Genomic DNA, 18,373 nt, shown 5'->3' with positions numbered 1-18,373 from the left:
TGTCGTTAGAAGCGGGCCACGCCAAAAGCGTTGGGCCTGAGGCTGTGGGCCTCGGCCTCGCGCGCCAGCGCCAGGCCCAGAGCCAACACGCTGCGCGTTTCACGCGGGTCGATCACGCCGTCGTCCCACAGACGTGCGGTGCCGAAGAGCACGCTGGATTCGCGCTCGATGCGCTGGCGCAGCTGCTCGCTCATCGCAGCCAGGGCTTCGTCGTTGACGGGTGCGCCCATGCGCTCCAGCTTGGCTCGGTTGATGATGTCCATCACCTTGGCCGCCTGGGCGCCGCCCATCACCGAGGTGCGTGCGCTGGGCCAGCTGAAGATGAAGCGCGGATCAAAACCGCGCCCGCACATACCGTAGTTGCCCGCGCCAAAGCTGCCGCCCAGCACGATGGTGAACTTAGGCACGCGCGCATTCGCCACCGCCTGAATCATCTTGGCGCCGTGCTTGATGGCGCCCTGGCGCTCTGCCTCGCGGCCGACCATATAGCCGGTGGTGTTCTGCAAAAACACCAGAGGCGTGCCGCTTTGGTCGCAGAGCTGGATGAACTGCGCGGCCTTGGTCGAGCCCTGCGGCTGGATCGGGCCGTTATTGGCCAGAATGCCGACCAGCTGACCCTCGATGCGGGCGTGTCCGCACAAGGTCTCGCTCGCATAAGAGGCCTTGAACTCGAGAAAGTCCGAGCCATCGACGATGCGCGCAATCACCTCGCGTGCATCGTAGGGTTCGCGCTCGTCAGCAGGCACCACGCCCAGCAACTCCTCGGCGTCATAGAGCGGTGGCTGGCTGGGGGGCTGGGCCCTCACCCCGGGCCAGTTCAGCTTGTCCACCAGCTCGCGCGTCAGCGCCAGCGCATGGGCATCGTTGTCGGTGAGGTACTCGCCCAAGCCGGTAACGCTGGCGTGCAGCTCGCTGCCGCCGAGCTCTTCGTCCGTCGTGTCCTCGCCGATGGCGGCCTTCACCAGCGGTGGGCCGGCCAGGTAGATGCTGGAGCGATCGCGCACCAAGACCACGTAGTCTGAGAGGCCCGGCAGATAAGCACCACCCGCGGTGGACGAACCATGCACCACCGCGATCTGCGGAATGCCGGCGGCCGAGAGCCGCGCCTGGTTGGCGAAGCTGCGCCCGCCCTCCACGAACATCTCGCTCTGGTACATCAAATTGGCGCCGCCGCTCTCCACCAGATAGATCAGCGGGAGCTTGTTCTCGCGCGCAATCTCCTGGGCACGCAAGGCCTTTTTCAGACCCATGGGCGCGATGGTGCCGCCCTTGATGGCGCTGTCGCTGGCCGAGATCAGCACCCGCTTGCCGGCCACCACCCCAATGCCAGCGATGGAGCCGCCGCCCAGCACGGCCTTCTTGCCGTCATCGTCGTGCATGCCGAGTCCGGCCAGGGACGAGAGTTCCAAAAAGCCCGAGCCACGGTCCAACAAACGCGCCACCCGCTCGCGCGGCAGAAGTTGGCCGCGCGCCTCGAACTTGTCGCGCTTGGACTCCGACTCCGCCACCACCTTGGCCTCCAGCGCGTGCAGATCGGCCAGTTTGGCGCCCATGGCCTCGGCATTGGCGGCAAAGGCCTTGGCCTTGGGATTCAGGCGGCTGACCAGCGTGCTCACTTCAGCACCTCCGGCGTGGCAGCGCGGTGAAAGCCATTGAAGGGCGCCGTGCCGGCATGGTCGATATTCGGGAACATGGGGTTGCCTAGCGAGGCGGCGCCATCGATCTGCAAGGTCACGCCGGTGATGAAGGCCGCCGCTGGCGAGAGCAGGAAGACGATGGCGGCCGAGACCTCGGCCTCGCTGGCCAGGCGGCGCAGCGGCACATGGCTTTTAAGCTGACGGATCAAGGGCTGGATGGCGGGGCCATAACTGTCCATGCCGCTGGACGCCACCCAGCCGGGGGCCACCGCGTTCACGCGCACACCGGCATGGGCCCACTCAAAAGCCGCGCTCATGGTCAGGTTGCTCATGCCCGCACGCGCCGCGCCGCTGTGCGCCATGCCGGGCATGCCGTTGCGAAAGTCCGCCGTCATATTGACGATGGCACCGCCGTGCTGCTGCAGGCTCTGGTTGAAGAGCTCGCGCATCATCAAAAAGCCACCGGTGAGGTTGTTGGCAACCACCGCCTCGAAGCCGCGCTTGGAAATAGCCATGAGCGGGGCCGGGAACTGGCCGCCCGCGTTGTTCACCAGGCCGGTGACGGCGCCATGCTCGGCCAGCACCGCGGCGATATTGGCCTTGACGGCCTCTTCCTCGCGGATATCGAAAGCGCGCCAGTCGCATTGACCGCCGTCTTCCCGTATCTCCGCCGCCACGCGCTCGAGCTTGTCGGCACTGCGCCCGGAGAGGATCACCTTGGCGCCCAGCGCCGCCAGCTCATGCGCGGTGCATCGGCCGATGCCCGAGCCGGCGCCTGTCACCCAGATGCAGTGCCCGCTGAACAAGCCCGGACGAAAGACACTGTCATAGCGCGCCGCTGCTGCGCTGCTTGCTTGATTCATGCCGCCTCCATTACGCGAATGGTCGATAGCTTCCCTTAACGTCATGCATCTTTCATATCGGTGAATACCATCATTAAAAGGGAAGTCATTGGCCCTAGCATGCGAACATCCCCTTTTTCTATTTCCTTCTGCTGGAGTTTTGAACCATGGATCTGCAAGCGATTACCGAAGCCCTGCGCGGCAAAGTAGGTTCCGAGAGCGGACTCGACGCCATCCTCAAATTCGATATGGGCGCCGATGGCCTGGCCGTGATCGATGGCAAGAACATCCCCAATAGCGTCAGCAACGAGGACCGCGAGGCCGACTGCACCGTGGCCATCACGCGCGAGAACCTGATCGCCCTGCTCAGCGGTGAGCTCAACCCCATGAACGCCTTCATGATGGGCAAGGTCAAGGTCAGCGGCGATATGGGCGTGGCCATGAAGCTGCAGCGCGTGGTGGGATGAGTAGCCATGCGAACGCCGCCGCGCGGGAAATGCTGGAGAGCAGCAATAGCGCGCCGCAAGAGCAGCTCTACGGCATCACCCAGCTGTGCGATGAGTTTGAGCTGACGCCGCGGGCGATACGCTTTTACGAAGACAAGGGCCTGCTGGCGCCACGGCGCGTCAACGGTGCGCGGGTCTACACCCAGCGCGACCGGGCGCGGCTGAAGATCATCCAGCGCGCCAAGGCCATTGGCTCATCGCTCGAAGAAATCAGGCATTACCTGGATCTTTACGGCTCGCATGGCGAGGGCCGCGCCAAGCAACTGCAGTGGACGCTGGAGCGCACCGACGTGGCCATTGCGGAGCTGGAGCTCAAGCGTGCGCACATCGACGCCACCCTGGCCGAGCTGCGCCTGATCAACGAGACCGTGCGCGCCCAGCTCGCGGCCAAGAAGTAGCCGCCGCTCCGCACCCCTGAACCCGGACGCACGACAGCTGGCAGGCATTTCACGGCTCAAGCCGCCCATCTAGGGCGCTTGACTCAAGTGCGCCCTAGATCGCCGCTCGCCCGCCCGTGGATGACAAATTCGTCATCTTGGGCTTGCACCTCAGCCGCAACAATAGCGGCATGAAACTTTTGGTGATCGAGGACGAGCTCAAGCTGGCCGAGTACCTGCGCAAGGGCTTGAGTGAGGAAGGCTATGTGGTCGACCTGGCCCACAACGGCATAGATGGCCTGCATCTCGCCAGCACCGGTGACTACGACTTGCTGGTTCTGGACGGCATGTTGCCCGGCATCGACGGCTTGGCCGTGCTCACGGCCTTGCGGCAAAGCAAACAAACTCCGGTGCTGATGTTGACGGCACGCGTGCAGGTGGAGGATCGCGTCAAGGGCTTGCAGAGTGGCGCGGATGACTATCTCCTCAAGCCCTTCGCTTTCTCCGAACTGGTTGCCCGCATTCAGGTGCTGCTGCGGCGCGCCAATCCGGTGCGCGCAGACTCAGAACCCATCCAGCTGCGGCTGGGCGAGTTGGACGTCGACCTGATCCGGCGCAAGGCCACGCGCGCCGGGCAAAGACTGGATCTGACCGTGAAGGAGTTCAATCTGCTCAGCCTGATGCTGCGCCGCCAAGGCGAGGTCATCTCCCGGACTGAGTTGGCCGAGCAGGTGTGGGATATGCACTTTGACAGCGAGACCAATGTGGTCGAAGTGGCCGTGCGCCGGCTGCGCAGCAAGCTAGACCTGCCGTTTGAACGCCCGCTGCTGCATACCGTGCGCGGCATGGGTTATGTGCTGGAAGTGCGAGACACATGAGGGCCGGACTATCCGCCCCGGCTTTGCGGCAACGCCTGTCGCGCTGGCTTGCCCTGCAAACCCTGATCGGGCTTGGCCTGGTCTGCAGCGCGGTCTACCTGGTCACCGCAACAACCCTCAGCAACCGACAGAACGAAACCCTGGACCAAAAAGCTGCCATGGTCCAGCACTTGCTCAGCGAGGGCCGCGCGCAGCTTGATGACCCCGGCTTGCAGCATCAGCTCAACGACTTTTTGGCCGGGCATGAAGAGCTGACGCTCAAGCTGCAATCCCCGGGCGGCCAATCGATCTACGCCTCCTCGCCGCCCCGCGCGCTGGTGGGCGCGGTCAAACAGCGCCATTTCGAAGTGCTCGCCACCTCTATTGCCAGCGAGCCCCTTCGTGCCGAGCTGAGCCTGGGCACGCAAGCGGATGACGCTTTGCTGCGGCAGCTGGCGCTGACGCTGGCCGCAGCGGCCATCATCGGTGCCGCCGCGGTTTCCTTGGGCTGCTACTACTTGGTGAGCTTGGGCCTAGCGCCTTTGCGCCAGCTGGTGGAGCAAACCCGGCTGCTGTCGGCCAGCCAACTCGACAAGCGCCTGGACGGCTCTGCCCAGCCGCGCGAACTGCAAGCGCTGATCGAACAGTTCAACGCCCTGCTGGAGCGGCTGGATCAGACCTATCACCGGATGGAAGGCTTCAACGCCGACGTCGCGCATGAGCTGAACACCCCTTTGGCCACACTCATCAGCAGCAGCGAGTTGGCACTTCGAAAGTCCCGCAGCGTTGAAGAGTTGCGCGAGGTCTTGGCCGCCAATCTTGACGACTTGCAGCGCATTGCCGGCATCGTCAAAGACATGCTCTTTCTGTCTCAGGCCGATCGCGGCGCCAGCGCTCGCCGCACGCCTGTTCACAGCCTGGCCGCCCTCGCCAGCGATGTGGTCGAGTTTCATGAAGCCGCGATGCAGGAGGCGTCTCTCATCGCCGAGGTCATTGGTGATGCCTCCGGCTTGTTCGACGCCGGCCTGCTGCGCCGGGCGCTGTCCAATCTGCTGGGCAACGCCACCCGCTATGCCAAGCCGGGCAGCGCCATGCGGATTGAGATTGAGTCCGATGGCCCGGGCCATGTGATCAAGATCGCCGTCGTCAACCAAGGCGACGGCATTGCCGCCGCCCATCTGCCCCGGCTGTTCGACCGCTTCTACCGGGCCGACCCCGCGCGCGCCAACGCCGATTTGAACCATGGCCTGGGCCTGTCCATCGTTGCCGCCATCTCGCGCATGCACGGTGGCGAGCCCTTCGCGGATTCAAAAGACGGCGTGACGCGCATCGGCATCTCACTGCCGGCGAAGTCGCCGCACCCATGAGCCGCGAGAAGCTCGCTCATCTTGCCTAGCAACCCTAGGCCTTAGTTACGCTCACCCTCGTTGCGCTCCACATAGACCTTGACGCCCGCGCTAGCGAAACCTGCGGGCGCGATGGCGGCTAGGTCAACGGCCGCATGGCCGACGCTGTCGAACTTCCAGGTGAAGGATTTATCACCATTGCGGAAGCTGACGACTTCCCCGCACTTGAGATTGATTTGTTGAGCCGCCTTCGTCACATCGATGACTTTGCTTGCCGCAGTCGCCTGTGCAGGCACGCCGTAAACCGAGTTGCCATTGAGCAAGGTAGCACTGGTCGCCGCCAAGGAGGCTTGAGCCGTCAAGGCAATACCAGCAAAAAGAACAGCGGCTTTCAAGGTCTGGAACTTCATACAAATCTCTCCTGTTGCAAGACGCGGCTTGTGCCAACTGCGCAAGCGCTTTTGATGCGTCCCAGGAGTACTTTATGAAGCGGTGCTCGACAGAATGCCGTCGGCGGGATGACCAATTTGTCATCAGCTTCAGCCAGAAATCTTGGCCGTCGGAGGCGCAGTCTCAAGAACTCCAAGGGCAACTGCAAAGCCCGCCGTTTGATCCCACATCCCACGAAAACAATACAAATACGAATAATTCTCATTTATGATTTAGACATTCGGAGCCTGAGCCGGTATCGAAGGAGGAAACAAGATCATGTGTGAACACAAAGCCAGTGGCCCCAAGCAACAGCCTGCGCCAGGCCACCCGGGCCACCCGGGCCACCTGACGCCCACCGCAGCCGCATTCGGCCGCAGCGCCCGCCCTGGCTCAATCCAAGCCACCGTAACAACCGCTCTCACCGCCACCAATGGCAGCAGCAACGCTAGCAGCGAAGGCGGCTCCCGGCGGCGGCGCTTGTGGGATCTGCCCACCCAAGCGCTGTGCCCGGTGATTGGCGTTTGCCTGCCCATGGCCGTGCTGCGCCGCCGGGTCGATAAGCTGCTGGGCGGCGAAACGCGGCTGAATGACTACGAGCTCCACTGCGGCGCCATCAATGCCTGCGATGGCCGCTCACCCATCGCCGAGTTGCTACAAGCCGAGCTGGAGCAGCGCTTTGTGCGCAGCATTCGCGCGGCCGCCGCGCACAAGAGCACTCAGGCATTGAGCCTGGCATGGCAACAGGCTTGCCAGGGCCAAGAAGTGGCGGGCGCCATGTGGGCAACGCTGACCCATGCCCGCTGTGATGCCGGCCTGCAAGAACAGGTGCTGCGCGACATCCATATGCTGCAGCACCAAGTCGGCAGTGCCAACCGCGCTGATCTGCAGCGACTGGAAGCACTGGAGGCCGAGAACCAGGTCCTCGGCCGCGAACTGGCCAGGGCCCAGGCCCGCAGCAGCAAATTGCTGGAAGAGCGCGCCACGGTGAACGCAAAACAAGCGGCCGAGTTGATGCGTTTGCGCGCGGAGTTGCTGGGCAACGCTACCTTGCTCGCCAGTTTGCGCGATGAGCTGGCGCAGCTGGAAGCCGCCGTGCCGGGCTTGCGCCAGCGCCACGCCCAGGCCGAGCAGATCCAACATCAATTCAGCCGCATCCAAGACCTGGAACGCGCCCTGCTGGCCAGCCAGCAGCAGCTGGAACGCGAACGCCGCCGCAACGAGGAGGCGAAGGCCGCGCAAGGTGCTCAAGACACTATGCAAGCGACGCCTGCGTGCCCAAACAGCAACAGCACATCGGGCGAAACAGGCAGCACCACGCCACAGCTGGGCGAGCGCGCCATCCTCTGCGTGGGCGGCCGGCGCGGCGTGATTCCCATCTATCGTCAATTGGTCGAACGAAGCGGTGGCCGCTTTCTGCACCACGACGGCGGCGAGGAAGACGCCTGCGCCAAGCTTGACGCCAGCCTGGCCGCCGCCGACCTGGTGATCTGCCAGACCGGTTGCATCAGCCATGACGCCTACTGGCGCGTCAAAGACCATTGCAAGCGCCACGGCAAGCAATGCGTCTTCGTCGAAAAGCCCAGCACCAGCAGCCTGGCAAAAGCGCTGGCAAGCCTGGCGCCAGCGGCGAAGGAAGCGCAGGCCAGCTCAGACTGAATGCCGCAAAAGCAGCTGGGCGCTGGTTTGCGCTTTGCGGGGGCTGCGCGCGGAGGCAAACGTCCACCTTCCCACGCTTGCCAGGCGTGGCCGCTGAGCATTGATGCACGGCGCTGCATTGATGGCTAAGGCCCGGGCGCTAGGGGTAAATTACAATGGTGGGTTCATCCCATCAACGCAGCCCCTGGACAAATACCATGAACCGCTGTGCCATTGCCGCCCTGTTTGCGGCCGCCGCTGTGAGCCTGACGGCCCACGCGCAAACCCACCGCCCCTTCACGCCGCAAACCTTGCGCGGCGAACTGGTGGTGCAACAAAGCCCCGATGTCACGCTGAACGGCAAGCCGGCCCGCCTGGCGCCTGGCGCGCGCCTGCGCAGCGACAGCCATATGCTCCTGCCGCCCGGCAGCGTGGCGGGCCAGAAATTGACCGTGCATTACACGCTAGACCCCAATGGTTTGCTGATGGACGTCTGGGTGCTGAACCCGGCCGAAGTGGCCAACAAGACCTGGCCGCGCACAGCGCAAGAGGCCGCCACCTGGGCTTTTGATCCCGCCACCCAGACCTGGCTCAAGCGCTGAGCCACTGATCCACGGCCATCGTGGCCACAGCGGCCACGTCAGCTGGCGCGCCCGAGCGCTTCCAAACAGCGCCCGCCAACAGCGCGCCCCCACGCATCACACCCGAGCACCCCATGAGCACCAACACCCCCGCGACCAAAAAAGTCTTCATCAAAACCTTCGGCTGCCAGATGAACGAGTACGACTCGGGCAAGATGGCCGACGTCCTGGGCGCCGCGCAAGGCTATGAAAAGACCGACGATGTCGAGCAAGCCGACCTGATTCTGTTCAACACCTGCTCGGTGCGCGAAAAAGCGCAGGAGAAGGTGTTCAGCGACCTGGGTCGCGTCAAGCACCTGAAGGAAAAAGGCGTGCTGATCGGCGTGGGCGGCTGTGTGGCTAGCCAAGAAGGTGCGGCCATCATCGAGCGCGCGCCCTATGTGGACCTCGTCTTCGGCCCGCAAACCCTGCACCGCCTTCCAGCCATGATTGCCGCGCGCAGCGACCAGCGCCGGCCCCAAGTCGACATCACCTTCCCCGAGATCGAGAAGTTCGACCACCTGCCGCCCGCCAAGGTAGAAGGCGCCTCGGCTTTTGTTTCGATCATGGAAGGGTGCTCCAAGTACTGCAGCTACTGCGTCGTGCCCTACACACGCGGCGAAGAGGTGTCGCGCCCTTTTGACGATGTGCTGACCGAAATCGCCGGCCTGGCCGACCAGGGCGTGATGGAAATCAATCTGCTGGGCCAGAACGTCAACGCCTATCGCGGCAAGATGGGCGGCACGAACGAATTCGCCGATCTGGCCCTGCTGCTGGAATACGCGGCCGAGATCCCCGGCATCCAGCGCCTGCGCTTCACCACCAGCCACCCGAATGAATTCAGCCAGCGCCTGATCGACGCCTACGCCAAGATCCCCGCGCTGGTGAACCATCTGCACCTGCCGGTTCAGCATGGCAGCGACCGCCTCTTGATGGCCATGAAGCGCGGCTATACCGCGCTGGAGTTCAAGAGCACGATTCGCAAGCTGCGCGCCATCCGCCCCGACATCCGCATCGCCAGCGACTTCATCGTCGGCTTCCCCGGCGAGACGGAAGAAGATCACGCCAAGCTGATGAAGCTGGTGGACGATATCGGCTTCGACGCCTCCTTCAGCTTCATCTTCAGCCCGCGCCCCGGCACACCGGCCGCCGCGCTGGAAGATCTGACGCCGTATGAAGTCAAGGTCAAGCGCCTGCAGGAACTGCAAGCCGTGATCGAGGCCAACACCCTGGCCATCAGCCAGACCATGGTTGGCCAGACCCAGCGCATCCTCGTCACCGGCAATGCCCGCAAAGATGCGTCCGAGCTGATGGGCCGCACCGAGTGCAACCGCATCGTCAACTTCAAGGGCAATGCGCGCCTGATGAATCAACTGGTGGACGTCAAGATCACCCAGGCTTTCGCGCACTCATTGCGCGCCGAAGTCTTGATCGCTGACGAGCAAACCGCCCTGGCCTAAGCCTGCAAGAAAGCTATTTGGGCCTGAACGCCAGCCACCGCTGCGGCAGGCAAATGCCCAGCAGCAGCAAGCCATAGCCCAGCATCTTGCCGTCGCGGCCCAGCAGGGCCAGGGCGGCCAGGGTGGCCAGGCTGCCGCCCACGCCACCCCAAGTGGCCAAGCGGCGCCAAGCCAAGGCTTTGAGTTCACGCCGCCACAGCAGCTTGGCGAATAAGGCCAGCAGGCCGGCCACAGCCCAAGCCGGGGCAAAGAGATTGCAGAGGTGCCAGAAGGCGTCGATGGGACTCAAGTGGGCGGCCTTGGGGCTGGGGGTGAAGGGAAATCAGGCGCAGTCTTGAGCTAGCTCAAGACATTTGTATGCACAAAAGGGGCTCTTGCCCGGCTTGGGCGGCTGGTCTGATCGTTGTCAATTTTATAATCCTGCCATGTCAGTCTTCGCCCTCGGCTTGAACCACAACTCCGCGCCTCTGGATTTGCGCGGCCGTTTCGCGTTCTCGCTGGAGCAGTTGGCCCCCACTTTGCTCGGTTTCCGCCAGCAAATGTCGGCGGGTCGGCCGGCCGAAGCCACCATTTTGTCCACCTGCAATCGCACCGAGCTTTATGTGGCGGGCGAGGCCGGCATGGTGCAGCCCGCCGTGGATTGGCTGGCCGGCATCGGCGGTGTGGGCTCCAGTGCCTTGATGGATCACGCTTATGTGCTGGAAGGCAGCGCCGCAGCGCGCCATGCTTTCCGCGTGGCCAGCGGCTTAGATTCCATGGTGCTGGGCGAGCCGCAAATCCTCGGCCAAATGAAGCAGGCGGTGCGCGAGGCAGATCAAGCCGGCACCGTCGGCAGCACCTTGCACCAGCTGTTTCAGCGCAGCTTCTCGGTGGCCAAGGAAGTGCGCAGTTCCACCGAGATTGGCGCCCACTCCATCAGCATGGCCGCCGCCTCGGTGCGATTGGCTGCGCAGTTGTTTGAAGACCTCAGCCAGATCAAAGTGCTGTTTGTCGGCGCGGGCGAGATGATCGAGCTGGTGGCCACCCATTTCGCCGCCCGCAATCCCAAGGCCATGGCCGTGGCCAACCGCACCCTGGAGCGCGGCGAAAAGCTGGCCGGCCGCCTGGGCGCGGAAGCGATCCGCCTGGCCGATTTGCCGCAGCGCCTGCACGAGTTCGACGCCGTCATTTCCTGCACCGCCAGCAGCCTGCCCTTGATTGGCTTGGGCGCGGTGGAGCGGGCACTGAAGGCGCGCAAACACCGGCCCATGTTCATGGTGGACTTGGCCGTGCCGCGTGATATCGAGCCCGAAGTCGCCAAGCTGGACGACGTTTACCTCTACACCGTGGACGAATTGGCCAGCCTGGTGCAGACCGCTGGCGAAAAGCGCCAGGCCGCTGTGCAGCAGGCCGAGGCCATCATCGAAACCGGTGTGCAAAGCTTTGTGCACTGGCTGGGCCAGCGCCACACGGTGCCGCTGATCTTGGCGCTCAATGCCCAAGCCGATGGCTGGCGCGAACATGAGATTCAACGCGCCCGCAAGCTGCTGGCCAAGGGCGCTGATGTGGATGTGGTGCTGGAAGCGCTGTCGCGCGGCCTGACCCAGAAAATGCTGCACGGCACCCTGGCCGAGCTGCACGCCAGCGAAGGCGAGCAGCGCATGCAGCTGGCGCAAACAGTTTCGCGCCTGTTCCTGCGCGGCAGCAGCCGCAACCCGGCCAACGCGGTTACCAGTGATAGCGGCAATAGCGGCGAGCATTAGCGACAGCGCTTCACCTCCCCCTGCCCGCCCGCCAGCCCCTGCTACAAGGCTTGGCGCATGCGCTTGTCGCCCTGTTCCCGGAATTCGCCCCCATGAAAGACTCACTGCGCCAGCAGTTCGAGCGCCTGGCCTACCGCCTGGCCGAGCTTGACACCATTCTTGCCGACGGCAGCGCCGCCGCCGATATGAAGCGCTACCGCTCGCTCACCAAAGAGCAGGCGGAAATCTCCGAGCTGGTCAGCCAATACCGCCAATACCAGCAATGCGAGGCCGATCTGGCCGAGGCCCAAGCCTGGCTGGCTGACCCCGAGATGGCCGATATGGCCAAGGAAGAAATCGCCAGCGCGCAGGCCGAGATGACGCGCTTGCACGCGGCTTTGCAGCTGTCCTTGCTGCCGCGCGACCCGGACGATGAGCGGCCGGCCTTCTTGGAAATCCGCGCCGGCGCGGGCGGTGACGAGTCGGCCCTGTTTGCCGCCGATCTGGCCCGCATGTATCTGCGCTACGCCGAGCGGCGCGGCTGGAAGACCGAGGTGCTGTCGGCCAGCGAATCCGATCTGGGTGGCTACAAGGAATTGGTGCTGCGCATTGATGGCGAGAAGGTCTACGGCAGCCTCAAGTTCGAATCCGGCGGCCACCGCGTGCAGCGTGTGCCTGCCACCGAATCACAGGGGCGCATCCACACCAGCGCCTGCACCGTGGCCGTGCTGGCCGAGCCCGACGAGGCCGAGGAAATCACCCTCAACCCGGCCGAACTGCGCATCGACACCTACCGCGCCAGCGGCGCCGGCGGCCAGCACATCAACAAGACCGACAGCGCCGTGCGCGTCACCCACGTGCCGACCGGACTGGTGGCCGAATGCCAGGACGACCGCAGCCAGCATCGCAACAAGGCTAAGGCCCTGGCCGTGCTGAGCGCCCGCCTGCGCGACAAAGACCGCAACGAGCGCGCAGCCAAAGACGCCGCGGCCCGCAAGAGCCTGATCGGCACCGGCGACCGCAGCGACCGCATCCGCACCTACAACTTCCCGCAGGGCCGCCTGACCGACCACCGCATCAATCTGACTCTCTACAAGCTGGGTGCCATCATGGACGGCGACCTCGACGATGTGGCCGCCGGCCTGCAAGCCGCGCAGGCGGCCGAGCAATTGGCGATTCTGGAAGAAGGCAAGTCGGCATGACGGCGCCGAGCGATGTCAGCACCGCCCTGCAGTTAGCACAAGCCATGGGCCTGGATCGCTTGGATGCCCAGCTGCTGCTTGGCCATGCCCTGCAACGCAAGCGCGCCTGGCTGATCAGCCATGACGATGCGCCCTTGGCCGCCGAGGTGGCCGAAAACCTGCTGCAGCAATTCCGCCAGCGCGCCGAGGGCATGCCCTTGGCCTATCTGACCGGCGAAAAGGAATTCCACGGCCTGCGCCTGCGCGTCACGCCCGACACCCTGATCCCGCGCCCCGACACCGAAACCTTGGTGGACTGGGCGCTGGAGATCCTGCGCACCGAATGCCCGGGCCTGCCGCGCGTGATCGACCTGGGCACAGGCAGCGGCGCCATCGCCCTGGCCATCAAAGCCAGCCACCCGCAAGCCGATGTGCACGCGCTGGATTTCAGCCCCGCCGCGCTGGCCGTGGCGCAAGCCAATTCACGCGAATTGAATTTGCCGCTGCAATTCCACCAAGGCAGCTGGTGGGAACCGCTGGACGGCCAGCGTTTCGCGCTGATCGTCAGCAACCCGCCTTACATCGCCGGGCAGGACGAACACCTGCCCGCCCTGCGCTTTGAGCCCCTCAGCGCCTTGACGCCCGGCCGCGATGACGCCACAGGCATGCGCGACTTACTCACCCTCATCAACGAGGCGCCCGAGCATCTGCTGCCCGGCGCCTGGTTGCTGCTGGAGCATGGCTACGACCAGGCGCCGGCCGTTGCTGCGGCGCTGCAGGCACGCGGCTTTGCCGACGTGAGCCTGCGCCGCGATCTGGGCGAGCAACCGCGCGTCACCGGCGGGCGCTGGCCGGCTTGATGATCTGACGGCCTGATCGTTTGATGGTGGCGGTGGCTTGATCGCCACAAAAGGAAGCGCTTCACCGGCAATTTGTCATTTCCCTGCGGCCTAGCCTGACGTAGCATCAATCTAAAACCACTGCCGCAGGAGACCGCCATGAAGACCGCGTGTTCAGCTCACCGTCTGCCCTCCCTGCATGCCGCCCAGTGTTCAACAGGCCTGCTCCTGGCCTTCGCCTTGACCTTTTCCGCCGCCAGCGTGCTGCTGCTTTCACCCAAGCCCGCCCAAGCCAGCGACATCGCCGCAGCGGCCAAACCCACCGACAGCCTGAAATGGCAGGCCCGCTTGGAGCTGGGTAGCCCGGACGCCGACAAGGCCTACAGCGGCTCGGCCTCTCGCCTGCTCAGCGCCCAGTTGATGGGCGACTATTTCCTCACCGGCTCCGGCCTTGGCGGCGTACAAGGCGGGCTGCGCGCCACCGGCGGGATGTTGCTGGGGCCGCGCTCGATGAGCCAGCATGGCCTGGGCTCAGCGATGGGCGGAAACTCCGCCAGACTCGGGCAAAACTGGTCCATCAGCCAGCGTAGCTTGGTCAGCAGTTCACCGGGCCTGGACGCGGGCGACCCGACCACCACCATGTCCTACCTGGGCTTGGGTTACACCGGCCAGTCGCTGCGAGGCGGTTGGGGCTTCAGCGCCGACTTAGGGCTGCTGAGCAATAGCACCGGCCTGCGCCTGGGCAATAGCCGCGGGCCAGGCATGGACGAGTTGCTGCGCGATCTGCGTTTCCAGCCGGTGCTGCAACTCGGCCTGTCGTACAGCTACTGAATTCGGGGGCTTTGCGCCTGACCGATAATCCACCCCAGTTAATTAACCAAGGGGTGTAGAGCTATGAGCGACGTTCAGCAGCGCATTGACGAGCTGGTCAAGAACAACCGTGTTGTCCTGTTCATGAAGGGCACGGCGCAATTTCCCATGTGCGGTTTCTCGGGCCGCGCCATCCAGATCCTCAAGGCCGCCGGTGTCACCGACCTGAAGACCTTCAATGTGCTGGACGACGCCGAAGTGCGCCAAGGCATCAAGGACTACGCCAACTGGCCCACCATCCCCCAGCTCTACGTCAACGGCGAGTTCCTGGGCGGCTCGGACATCATGATGGAGATGTACGAGTCCGGCGAGTTGCAACAGACCCTGGCCACCAGCGCCTGAGCCCCTCAGTGACAACGCCGCAAAGGCTTGTTGTTGGCATCACCGGCGCCACCGGCGCGGCCTACGCGCTGCGTCTGCTGCGCCGGGGCCGCGAGCTCGGCCTGGAAACGCATCTGATCGTCACCCCCGCTGGGGTGCTGAATGCGTACCACGAGCTGGGCCTGGACAGATCGAGCCTGGAGCGCGAAGCCAGCTTCGCCTACTCCCCCGCCGATGTGGGCGCCTGCGTGGCCAGCGGCAGCTTTGCCACCGCCGCCATGGTGGTGGCGCCTTGCTCAATGAAGACGCTGGCCTCGGTGGCCCACGGCTTCGGCGACAACTTGCTGACGCGCGCCGCCGACGTCACCCTGAAAGAGCGCCGCCGCCTGATCCTGATGGTGCGCGAGACGCCTTTCAATCTGGCGCATCTGCGCAATATGACGGCGGCCACCGAAATGGGCGCCATCATCTTCCCGCCCCTGCCGGCCTTCTATCACCACCCGCAAAGCATCGAAGAGCTGATCAACGAAAGCGCCGAGCGCGTGCTGGAATTGGCGGGTGTGCTGGGTGCCGCACCCAAGGCTTGGGGCGGCCTCAAGAACTGAAGTTGCAAGGCGCAGCGCAACCGAACTGCGCACTGCCTTGCGGACCGAGTTCACATTGGCCCTAGCGCTCGCCCGGCATCAGCCACTGGCGGCGGCAGGCGAATACCGCATCAGGATATTCGGGGCGACCACGGCTGCCGTTGTAGCGGCCCAGGGCGAGGAACATATCGCCCTTCTCGCGATCCAGGTAGTGGCGCAGAATCACGCAGCCGAATCGCAGATTCGTCTGCATATGGAAGAGCCGTGAGGCCTGCCCGTCGCCAATCGACTTGGCCCAGAACGGCATCACCTGCATATAGCCACGCGCGCCGGCCGAGCTGATGGCGTATTTGCGAAAACCGCTTTCCACCTGCACGAGGCCCAGCACCAAGCTGGGCTCAAGCCCGGCGCGCTTGGCCTCGTACCAGATCGTCTCGAGAAACTCGATGCGGGTCTGCGTCTCGCTCTTGCGGCGCTTGAGCCGCTCGCTCATCTCACCCAGCCAGCGCAGATAGACCAAGCGCTGCTCAACGTCGTCAAAGCGCGGTTTGGGTGGCGCGCTATTGGCCACCGCCGCGCTCAGGGCCGAGCGCACCGAGTCAATCAAAGGCTCTTCAACCTGGGCGCCGGCCTGACTCGGCCGCGGCAGCCAGCCCGCCGCCAAGGCAGCCAGCAAGAGGCCGCGGCGGCGCAACTCCTGAGGGCCCATCAAAGCTTCAGCTTGCCCTTCAGATGAGCCAGCACATCGGCCAGAGCCAGCTTGCTGGCCTCGGCATCGCGGCGGCCTTGCACTTCGACTTGGCCCTCTTTGAGGCCACGGTCCGACAGCACCACACGCTGCGGCACGCCGATCAGTTCCCAGTCGGCGAACATGGCGCCGGGGCGCTCGCCACGGTCATCCAGCAGCACATCCACACCCAAGTCGCGCAACTCGTCATAGAGCTTGTGAGCGGCGGCCTTGACCTCTTCGCTGCGGTCCATACCGATCGGGCAGATGACCACGCTGAACGGCGCCAAGGCGTCCGGCCAGATGATGCCGCGGGCGTCGTGGTTCTGCTCGATGGCGGCGCCCAAGATGCGAGTCACGCCGATGCCGTAGCAGCCCATCACCATGTGCTGGGGCTTGCCGTTCTCATCCAAGAAAGTGGCATTCATGTCCTTGGAGTACTTGGTACCCAACAAGAACACATGGCCCACTTCGATGCCGCGCTGAATCGCCAGCACGCCCTTGCCGTCCGGCGAAGGATCGCCAGCAACGACATTGCGGATGTCCGCCACCAGATCCGGCTCGGCCAGGTCGCGGCCCCAGTTGGCGCCGGTGAAGTGGCAATCCATCTGATTGGCACCGCAAACAAAATCGCTCATCAGCGCGACCGTGCGGTCAGCCACCACCTTGACCGGCTTGAGCAGCTTGATCGGGCCCAGATAGCCCGGCTTGCAGCCGAAGTGTTCCTCGATCTCGGTATGCGTCGCGAAGCGGAAGCCGCCCTTCAAACCCTCGATCTTGCCGGCCTTGACTTCGTTCAGCTCATGGTCGCCACGCAGCAGCAGCAGCCAAACGGTGGACTTGATGATGGCGCCGTCTTTGTCCAGCTCATCACTGGCCAGCACAATCGACTTCACGGTTTGGCTCAGCGGCAAGCCCAGCAGGGCCGCCACGTCTTCACAGGTGCTCTTGCCCGGTGTGGGCGCGAGGGTCAGGTCTTGCGTCGCAGCCGCGCGCTCCGCCAGCAAGGCCACGCCTTCGGCCAATTCGATATTGGCGGCGTAGTCGCTGGTTGGGCAATAGACGATGGCGTCTTCACCGGTGTCGGCGATGACCTGGAACTCATGCGAAATCTCGCCACCGATGGCGCCGGTGTCGGCCGCCACGGCGCGGAACTGCAGGCCAAAGCGATCAAAGATACGCTGGTAAGCCGCGTACATATTCTGGTAGCTCAGTTTGGCGGTGGCCACATCGCGGTCGAAGGAATAAGCATCCTTCATCGTGAACTCACGACCACGCATGACGCCGAAACGCGGGCGGCGCTCATCCCGGAACTTGGTCTGGATGTGATAAAAATTCTTCGGCAACTGCTTGTAGCTGCGCAACTCCTGGCGGGCGATGTCGGTCATCACCTCCTCAGACGTTGGCTGGATGATGAAGTCACGGCCATGGCGGTCTTTCACGCGCAGCAGCTCGGGGCCCATCTTGTCAAAGCGGCCGGTTTCTTGCCACAGCTCTGCAGGCTGCACGATAGGCATCAAGAGCTCGACGGCGCCGGCACGGTTCATCTCCTCGCGGATGATCGCTTCCACCTTGCGGATCACGCGCAAGCCCATGGGCATGTAGTTGTAAATGCCCGCGCCAATGCGCTTGATCATGCCGGCGCGCATCATCAGCTGATGGCTGACAACCTCGGCATCGGCCGGAGCTTCTTTGAGGGTGGAAATGAAGAACTGGGAAGCTTTCATGATGGCTGGCGGACTCGGCAAAAAAGATGCTTCGCAAACACGGCGAAACAAGGCAAAGGGTGGGGTCAGGGTAAGCGAGGACGATGCCGGGGTGGCATCCCAATGCAATAATCAAACCAACTATAGATTCGAGGTTGATTATGCTCGACCGTGAAGGCTTTCGGCCCAACGTCGGCATCATCCTGCTCAACCACAGGAATGAAGTGTTTTGGGGCAAACGCATCCGCACCCATTCCTGGCAGTTCCCGCAAGGGGGCATCAATTACGGCGAGACGCCTGAGCAGGCGATGTATCGCGAGCTCCACGAAGAAGTGGGGCTCGTGCCCGACCATGTGCGCATCATTGCGCGCACCCGCGATTGGCTGCGCTATGAAGTGCCCGATCATTTCATTCGCCGCGATGCGCGTGGGCACTACCGCGGGCAAAAACAAATCTGGTTTTTGCTTCAGCTGGTGGGGCGCGACTCCGACATGAACTTGCGCGCCACCAACCACCCCGAGTTCGACGCCTGGCGTTGGAACGAGTACTGGGTGCCGCTGGAGGCGGTGATCGAGTTCAAGCGCGGCGTGTACGAGAACGCCTTGACCGAATTGGCGCGCTACCTGCCGCGACTCAATCAGCACAATCGCTATCTGCGCTCGGGCCTGCGCTCGCACCATCATCAGGCAGGCCGCAGCGAAGAGGTGCAGTC

General features: G+C 64.0%; 19 protein-coding genes and 1 pseudogene. 14 read left to right on the top strand and 6 right to left on the bottom strand.

The window, feature by feature from the left end; all coding sequences use genetic code 11:
• Window positions 1–5 precede the first annotated feature (5 nt).
• Window positions 6–1,616 (bottom strand): acyl-CoA carboxylase subunit beta, encoded by a 1,611-nt coding sequence (locus tag AABB87_RS16780; protein ID WP_341972427.1) that lies wholly within the window; start codon window positions 1,614–1,616, stop codon window positions 6–8.
• Window positions 1,613–2,500, bottom strand: a complete 888-nt coding sequence (locus tag AABB87_RS16775) for an SDR family oxidoreductase (protein ID WP_341972426.1) — start codon at window positions 2,498–2,500, stop codon at window positions 1,613–1,615. The genes AABB87_RS16780 and AABB87_RS16775 overlap by 4 nt, the downstream gene beginning before the upstream one ends.
• 146 nt (window positions 2,501–2,646) lie before the next feature.
• Here AABB87_RS16775 and AABB87_RS16770 point away from each other — a divergent pair, with 146 nt between their 5' ends.
• The 4 genes from AABB87_RS16770 (at window position 2,647) to AABB87_RS16755 (ending at window position 5,586) form a co-directional block, all read left to right on the top strand.
• Complete coding sequence (locus tag AABB87_RS16770) at window positions 2,647–2,946, top strand: SCP2 sterol-binding domain-containing protein (protein ID WP_341972424.1); 300 nt, start codon at window positions 2,647–2,649, stop codon at window positions 2,944–2,946.
• Complete coding sequence (locus AABB87_RS16765; protein ID WP_341972422.1) at window positions 2,943–3,383, top strand: MerR family transcriptional regulator; 441 nt, start codon at window positions 2,943–2,945, stop codon at window positions 3,381–3,383. The genes AABB87_RS16770 and AABB87_RS16765 overlap by 4 nt, the downstream gene beginning before the upstream one ends.
• Before the next feature lie 170 nt (window positions 3,384–3,553).
• The gene (locus AABB87_RS16760; protein WP_341972584.1) at window positions 3,554–4,240 is read left to right on the top strand and encodes a heavy metal response regulator transcription factor; all 687 of its coding nucleotides are present in this window, start codon (window positions 3,554–3,556) and stop codon (window positions 4,238–4,240) included.
• A complete protein-coding gene (locus tag AABB87_RS16755; RefSeq protein ID WP_341972420.1) occupies window positions 4,237–5,586 on the top strand; it encodes a heavy metal sensor histidine kinase in 1,350 nt (449 codons plus the stop codon). Before AABB87_RS16760 ends, AABB87_RS16755 begins: the two co-directional genes overlap by 4 nt.
• A gap of 41 nt (window positions 5,587–5,627) precedes the next feature.
• Here the strand turns inward: AABB87_RS16755 and AABB87_RS16750 are convergent, their stop codons facing one another.
• Complete coding sequence (locus AABB87_RS16750) at window positions 5,628–5,975, bottom strand: CzcE family metal-binding protein (RefSeq protein ID WP_341972418.1); 348 nt, start codon at window positions 5,973–5,975, stop codon at window positions 5,628–5,630.
• Window positions 5,976–6,273: 298 nt separating this feature from the next.
• Here AABB87_RS16750 and AABB87_RS16745 point away from each other — a divergent pair, with 298 nt between their 5' ends.
• From AABB87_RS16745 to miaB, 3 genes are all read left to right on the top strand, one after another.
• Window positions 6,274–7,653, top strand: coding sequence for a DUF2325 domain-containing protein (locus AABB87_RS16745; protein WP_341972417.1), 1,380 nt, complete (start codon window positions 6,274–6,276; stop codon window positions 7,651–7,653).
• 197 nt (window positions 7,654–7,850) lie between these two features.
• On the top strand, window positions 7,851–8,234 hold the full coding sequence (locus tag AABB87_RS16740) for a hypothetical protein (protein WP_341972415.1): 384 nt from the start codon (window positions 7,851–7,853) through the stop codon (window positions 8,232–8,234).
• Between the two features lie 113 nt (window positions 8,235–8,347).
• Complete coding sequence (gene miaB, locus AABB87_RS16735; RefSeq protein WP_341972413.1) at window positions 8,348–9,712, top strand: tRNA (N6-isopentenyl adenosine(37)-C2)-methylthiotransferase MiaB; 1,365 nt, start codon at window positions 8,348–8,350, stop codon at window positions 9,710–9,712.
• Window positions 9,713–9,725: 13 nt separating this feature from the next.
• Here miaB and AABB87_RS16730 read toward each other — a convergent pair whose 3' ends face one another.
• Window positions 9,726–10,001, bottom strand: coding sequence for a hypothetical protein (locus AABB87_RS16730; protein WP_341972412.1), 276 nt, complete (start codon window positions 9,999–10,001; stop codon window positions 9,726–9,728).
• 136 nt (window positions 10,002–10,137) lie between these two features.
• Between AABB87_RS16730 and hemA the strand changes: the two genes are divergently transcribed.
• The 6 genes from hemA to AABB87_RS16700 all read left to right on the top strand — a co-directional run bounded on the left by hemA (window position 10,138) and on the right by AABB87_RS16700 (window position 15,249).
• Window positions 10,138–11,454 (top strand): glutamyl-tRNA reductase, encoded by a 1,317-nt coding sequence (gene hemA, locus AABB87_RS16725; protein ID WP_341972410.1) that lies wholly within the window; start codon window positions 10,138–10,140, stop codon window positions 11,452–11,454.
• 92 nt (window positions 11,455–11,546) lie between these two features.
• Window positions 11,547–12,635 carry a peptide chain release factor 1 gene (gene prfA / locus AABB87_RS16720; RefSeq protein WP_341972409.1) on the top strand — a complete coding sequence of 363 codons (1,089 nt, stop codon included), beginning with the start codon at window positions 11,547–11,549 and terminating at the stop codon, window positions 12,633–12,635.
• Window positions 12,632–13,474 carry a peptide chain release factor N(5)-glutamine methyltransferase gene (gene prmC, locus AABB87_RS16715; protein ID WP_341972408.1) on the top strand — a complete coding sequence of 281 codons (843 nt, stop codon included), beginning with the start codon at window positions 12,632–12,634 and terminating at the stop codon, window positions 13,472–13,474. Before prfA ends, prmC begins: the two co-directional genes overlap by 4 nt.
• A 138-nt stretch (window positions 13,475–13,612) precedes the next feature.
• Window positions 13,613–14,284: a hypothetical protein gene (locus AABB87_RS16710; protein ID WP_341972406.1), complete on the top strand. Its 672-nt coding sequence runs from the start codon at window positions 13,613–13,615 to the stop codon at window positions 14,282–14,284.
• A 63-nt stretch (window positions 14,285–14,347) separates the two neighbouring features.
• The gene (gene grxD, locus AABB87_RS16705) at window positions 14,348–14,665 is read left to right on the top strand and encodes a Grx4 family monothiol glutaredoxin (protein WP_058720702.1); all 318 of its coding nucleotides are present in this window, start codon (window positions 14,348–14,350) and stop codon (window positions 14,663–14,665) included.
• Window positions 14,666–14,673: 8 nt separating this feature from the next.
• Complete coding sequence (locus AABB87_RS16700; RefSeq protein ID WP_341972403.1) at window positions 14,674–15,249, top strand: UbiX family flavin prenyltransferase; 576 nt, start codon at window positions 14,674–14,676, stop codon at window positions 15,247–15,249.
• Between the two features lie 61 nt (window positions 15,250–15,310).
• Here the strand turns inward: AABB87_RS16700 and AABB87_RS16695 are convergent, their stop codons facing one another.
• Together AABB87_RS16695 and AABB87_RS16690 are read right to left on the bottom strand one after the other, a co-directional pair.
• Entirely contained in the window at window positions 15,311–15,937 is a 627-nt protein-coding gene (locus tag AABB87_RS16695) for a lytic transglycosylase domain-containing protein (RefSeq protein WP_341972583.1), read from the bottom strand.
• Window positions 15,937–17,682: a proline--tRNA ligase gene (locus AABB87_RS16690; protein WP_341972400.1), complete on the bottom strand. Its 1,746-nt coding sequence runs from the start codon at window positions 17,680–17,682 to the stop codon at window positions 15,937–15,939. Before AABB87_RS16690 ends, AABB87_RS16695 begins: the two co-directional genes overlap by 1 nt.
• Window positions 17,683–17,822: 140 nt before the next feature.
• Between AABB87_RS16690 and AABB87_RS16685 the strand changes: the two are divergent.
• Window positions 17,823–18,350, top strand: a pseudogene (locus AABB87_RS16685) (RNA pyrophosphohydrolase); the annotation flags it as partial.
• Window positions 18,351–18,373 lie beyond the last annotated feature (23 nt).

This window comes from Roseateles sp. PN1, from assembly GCF_038419725.1.
GTDB lineage: Bacteria > Pseudomonadota > Gammaproteobacteria > Burkholderiales > Burkholderiaceae_C > Paucibacter_A.
Note: the sequence above shows the minus strand (reverse complement) of the source record. Positions and strands in the feature narration are given on the sequence as shown.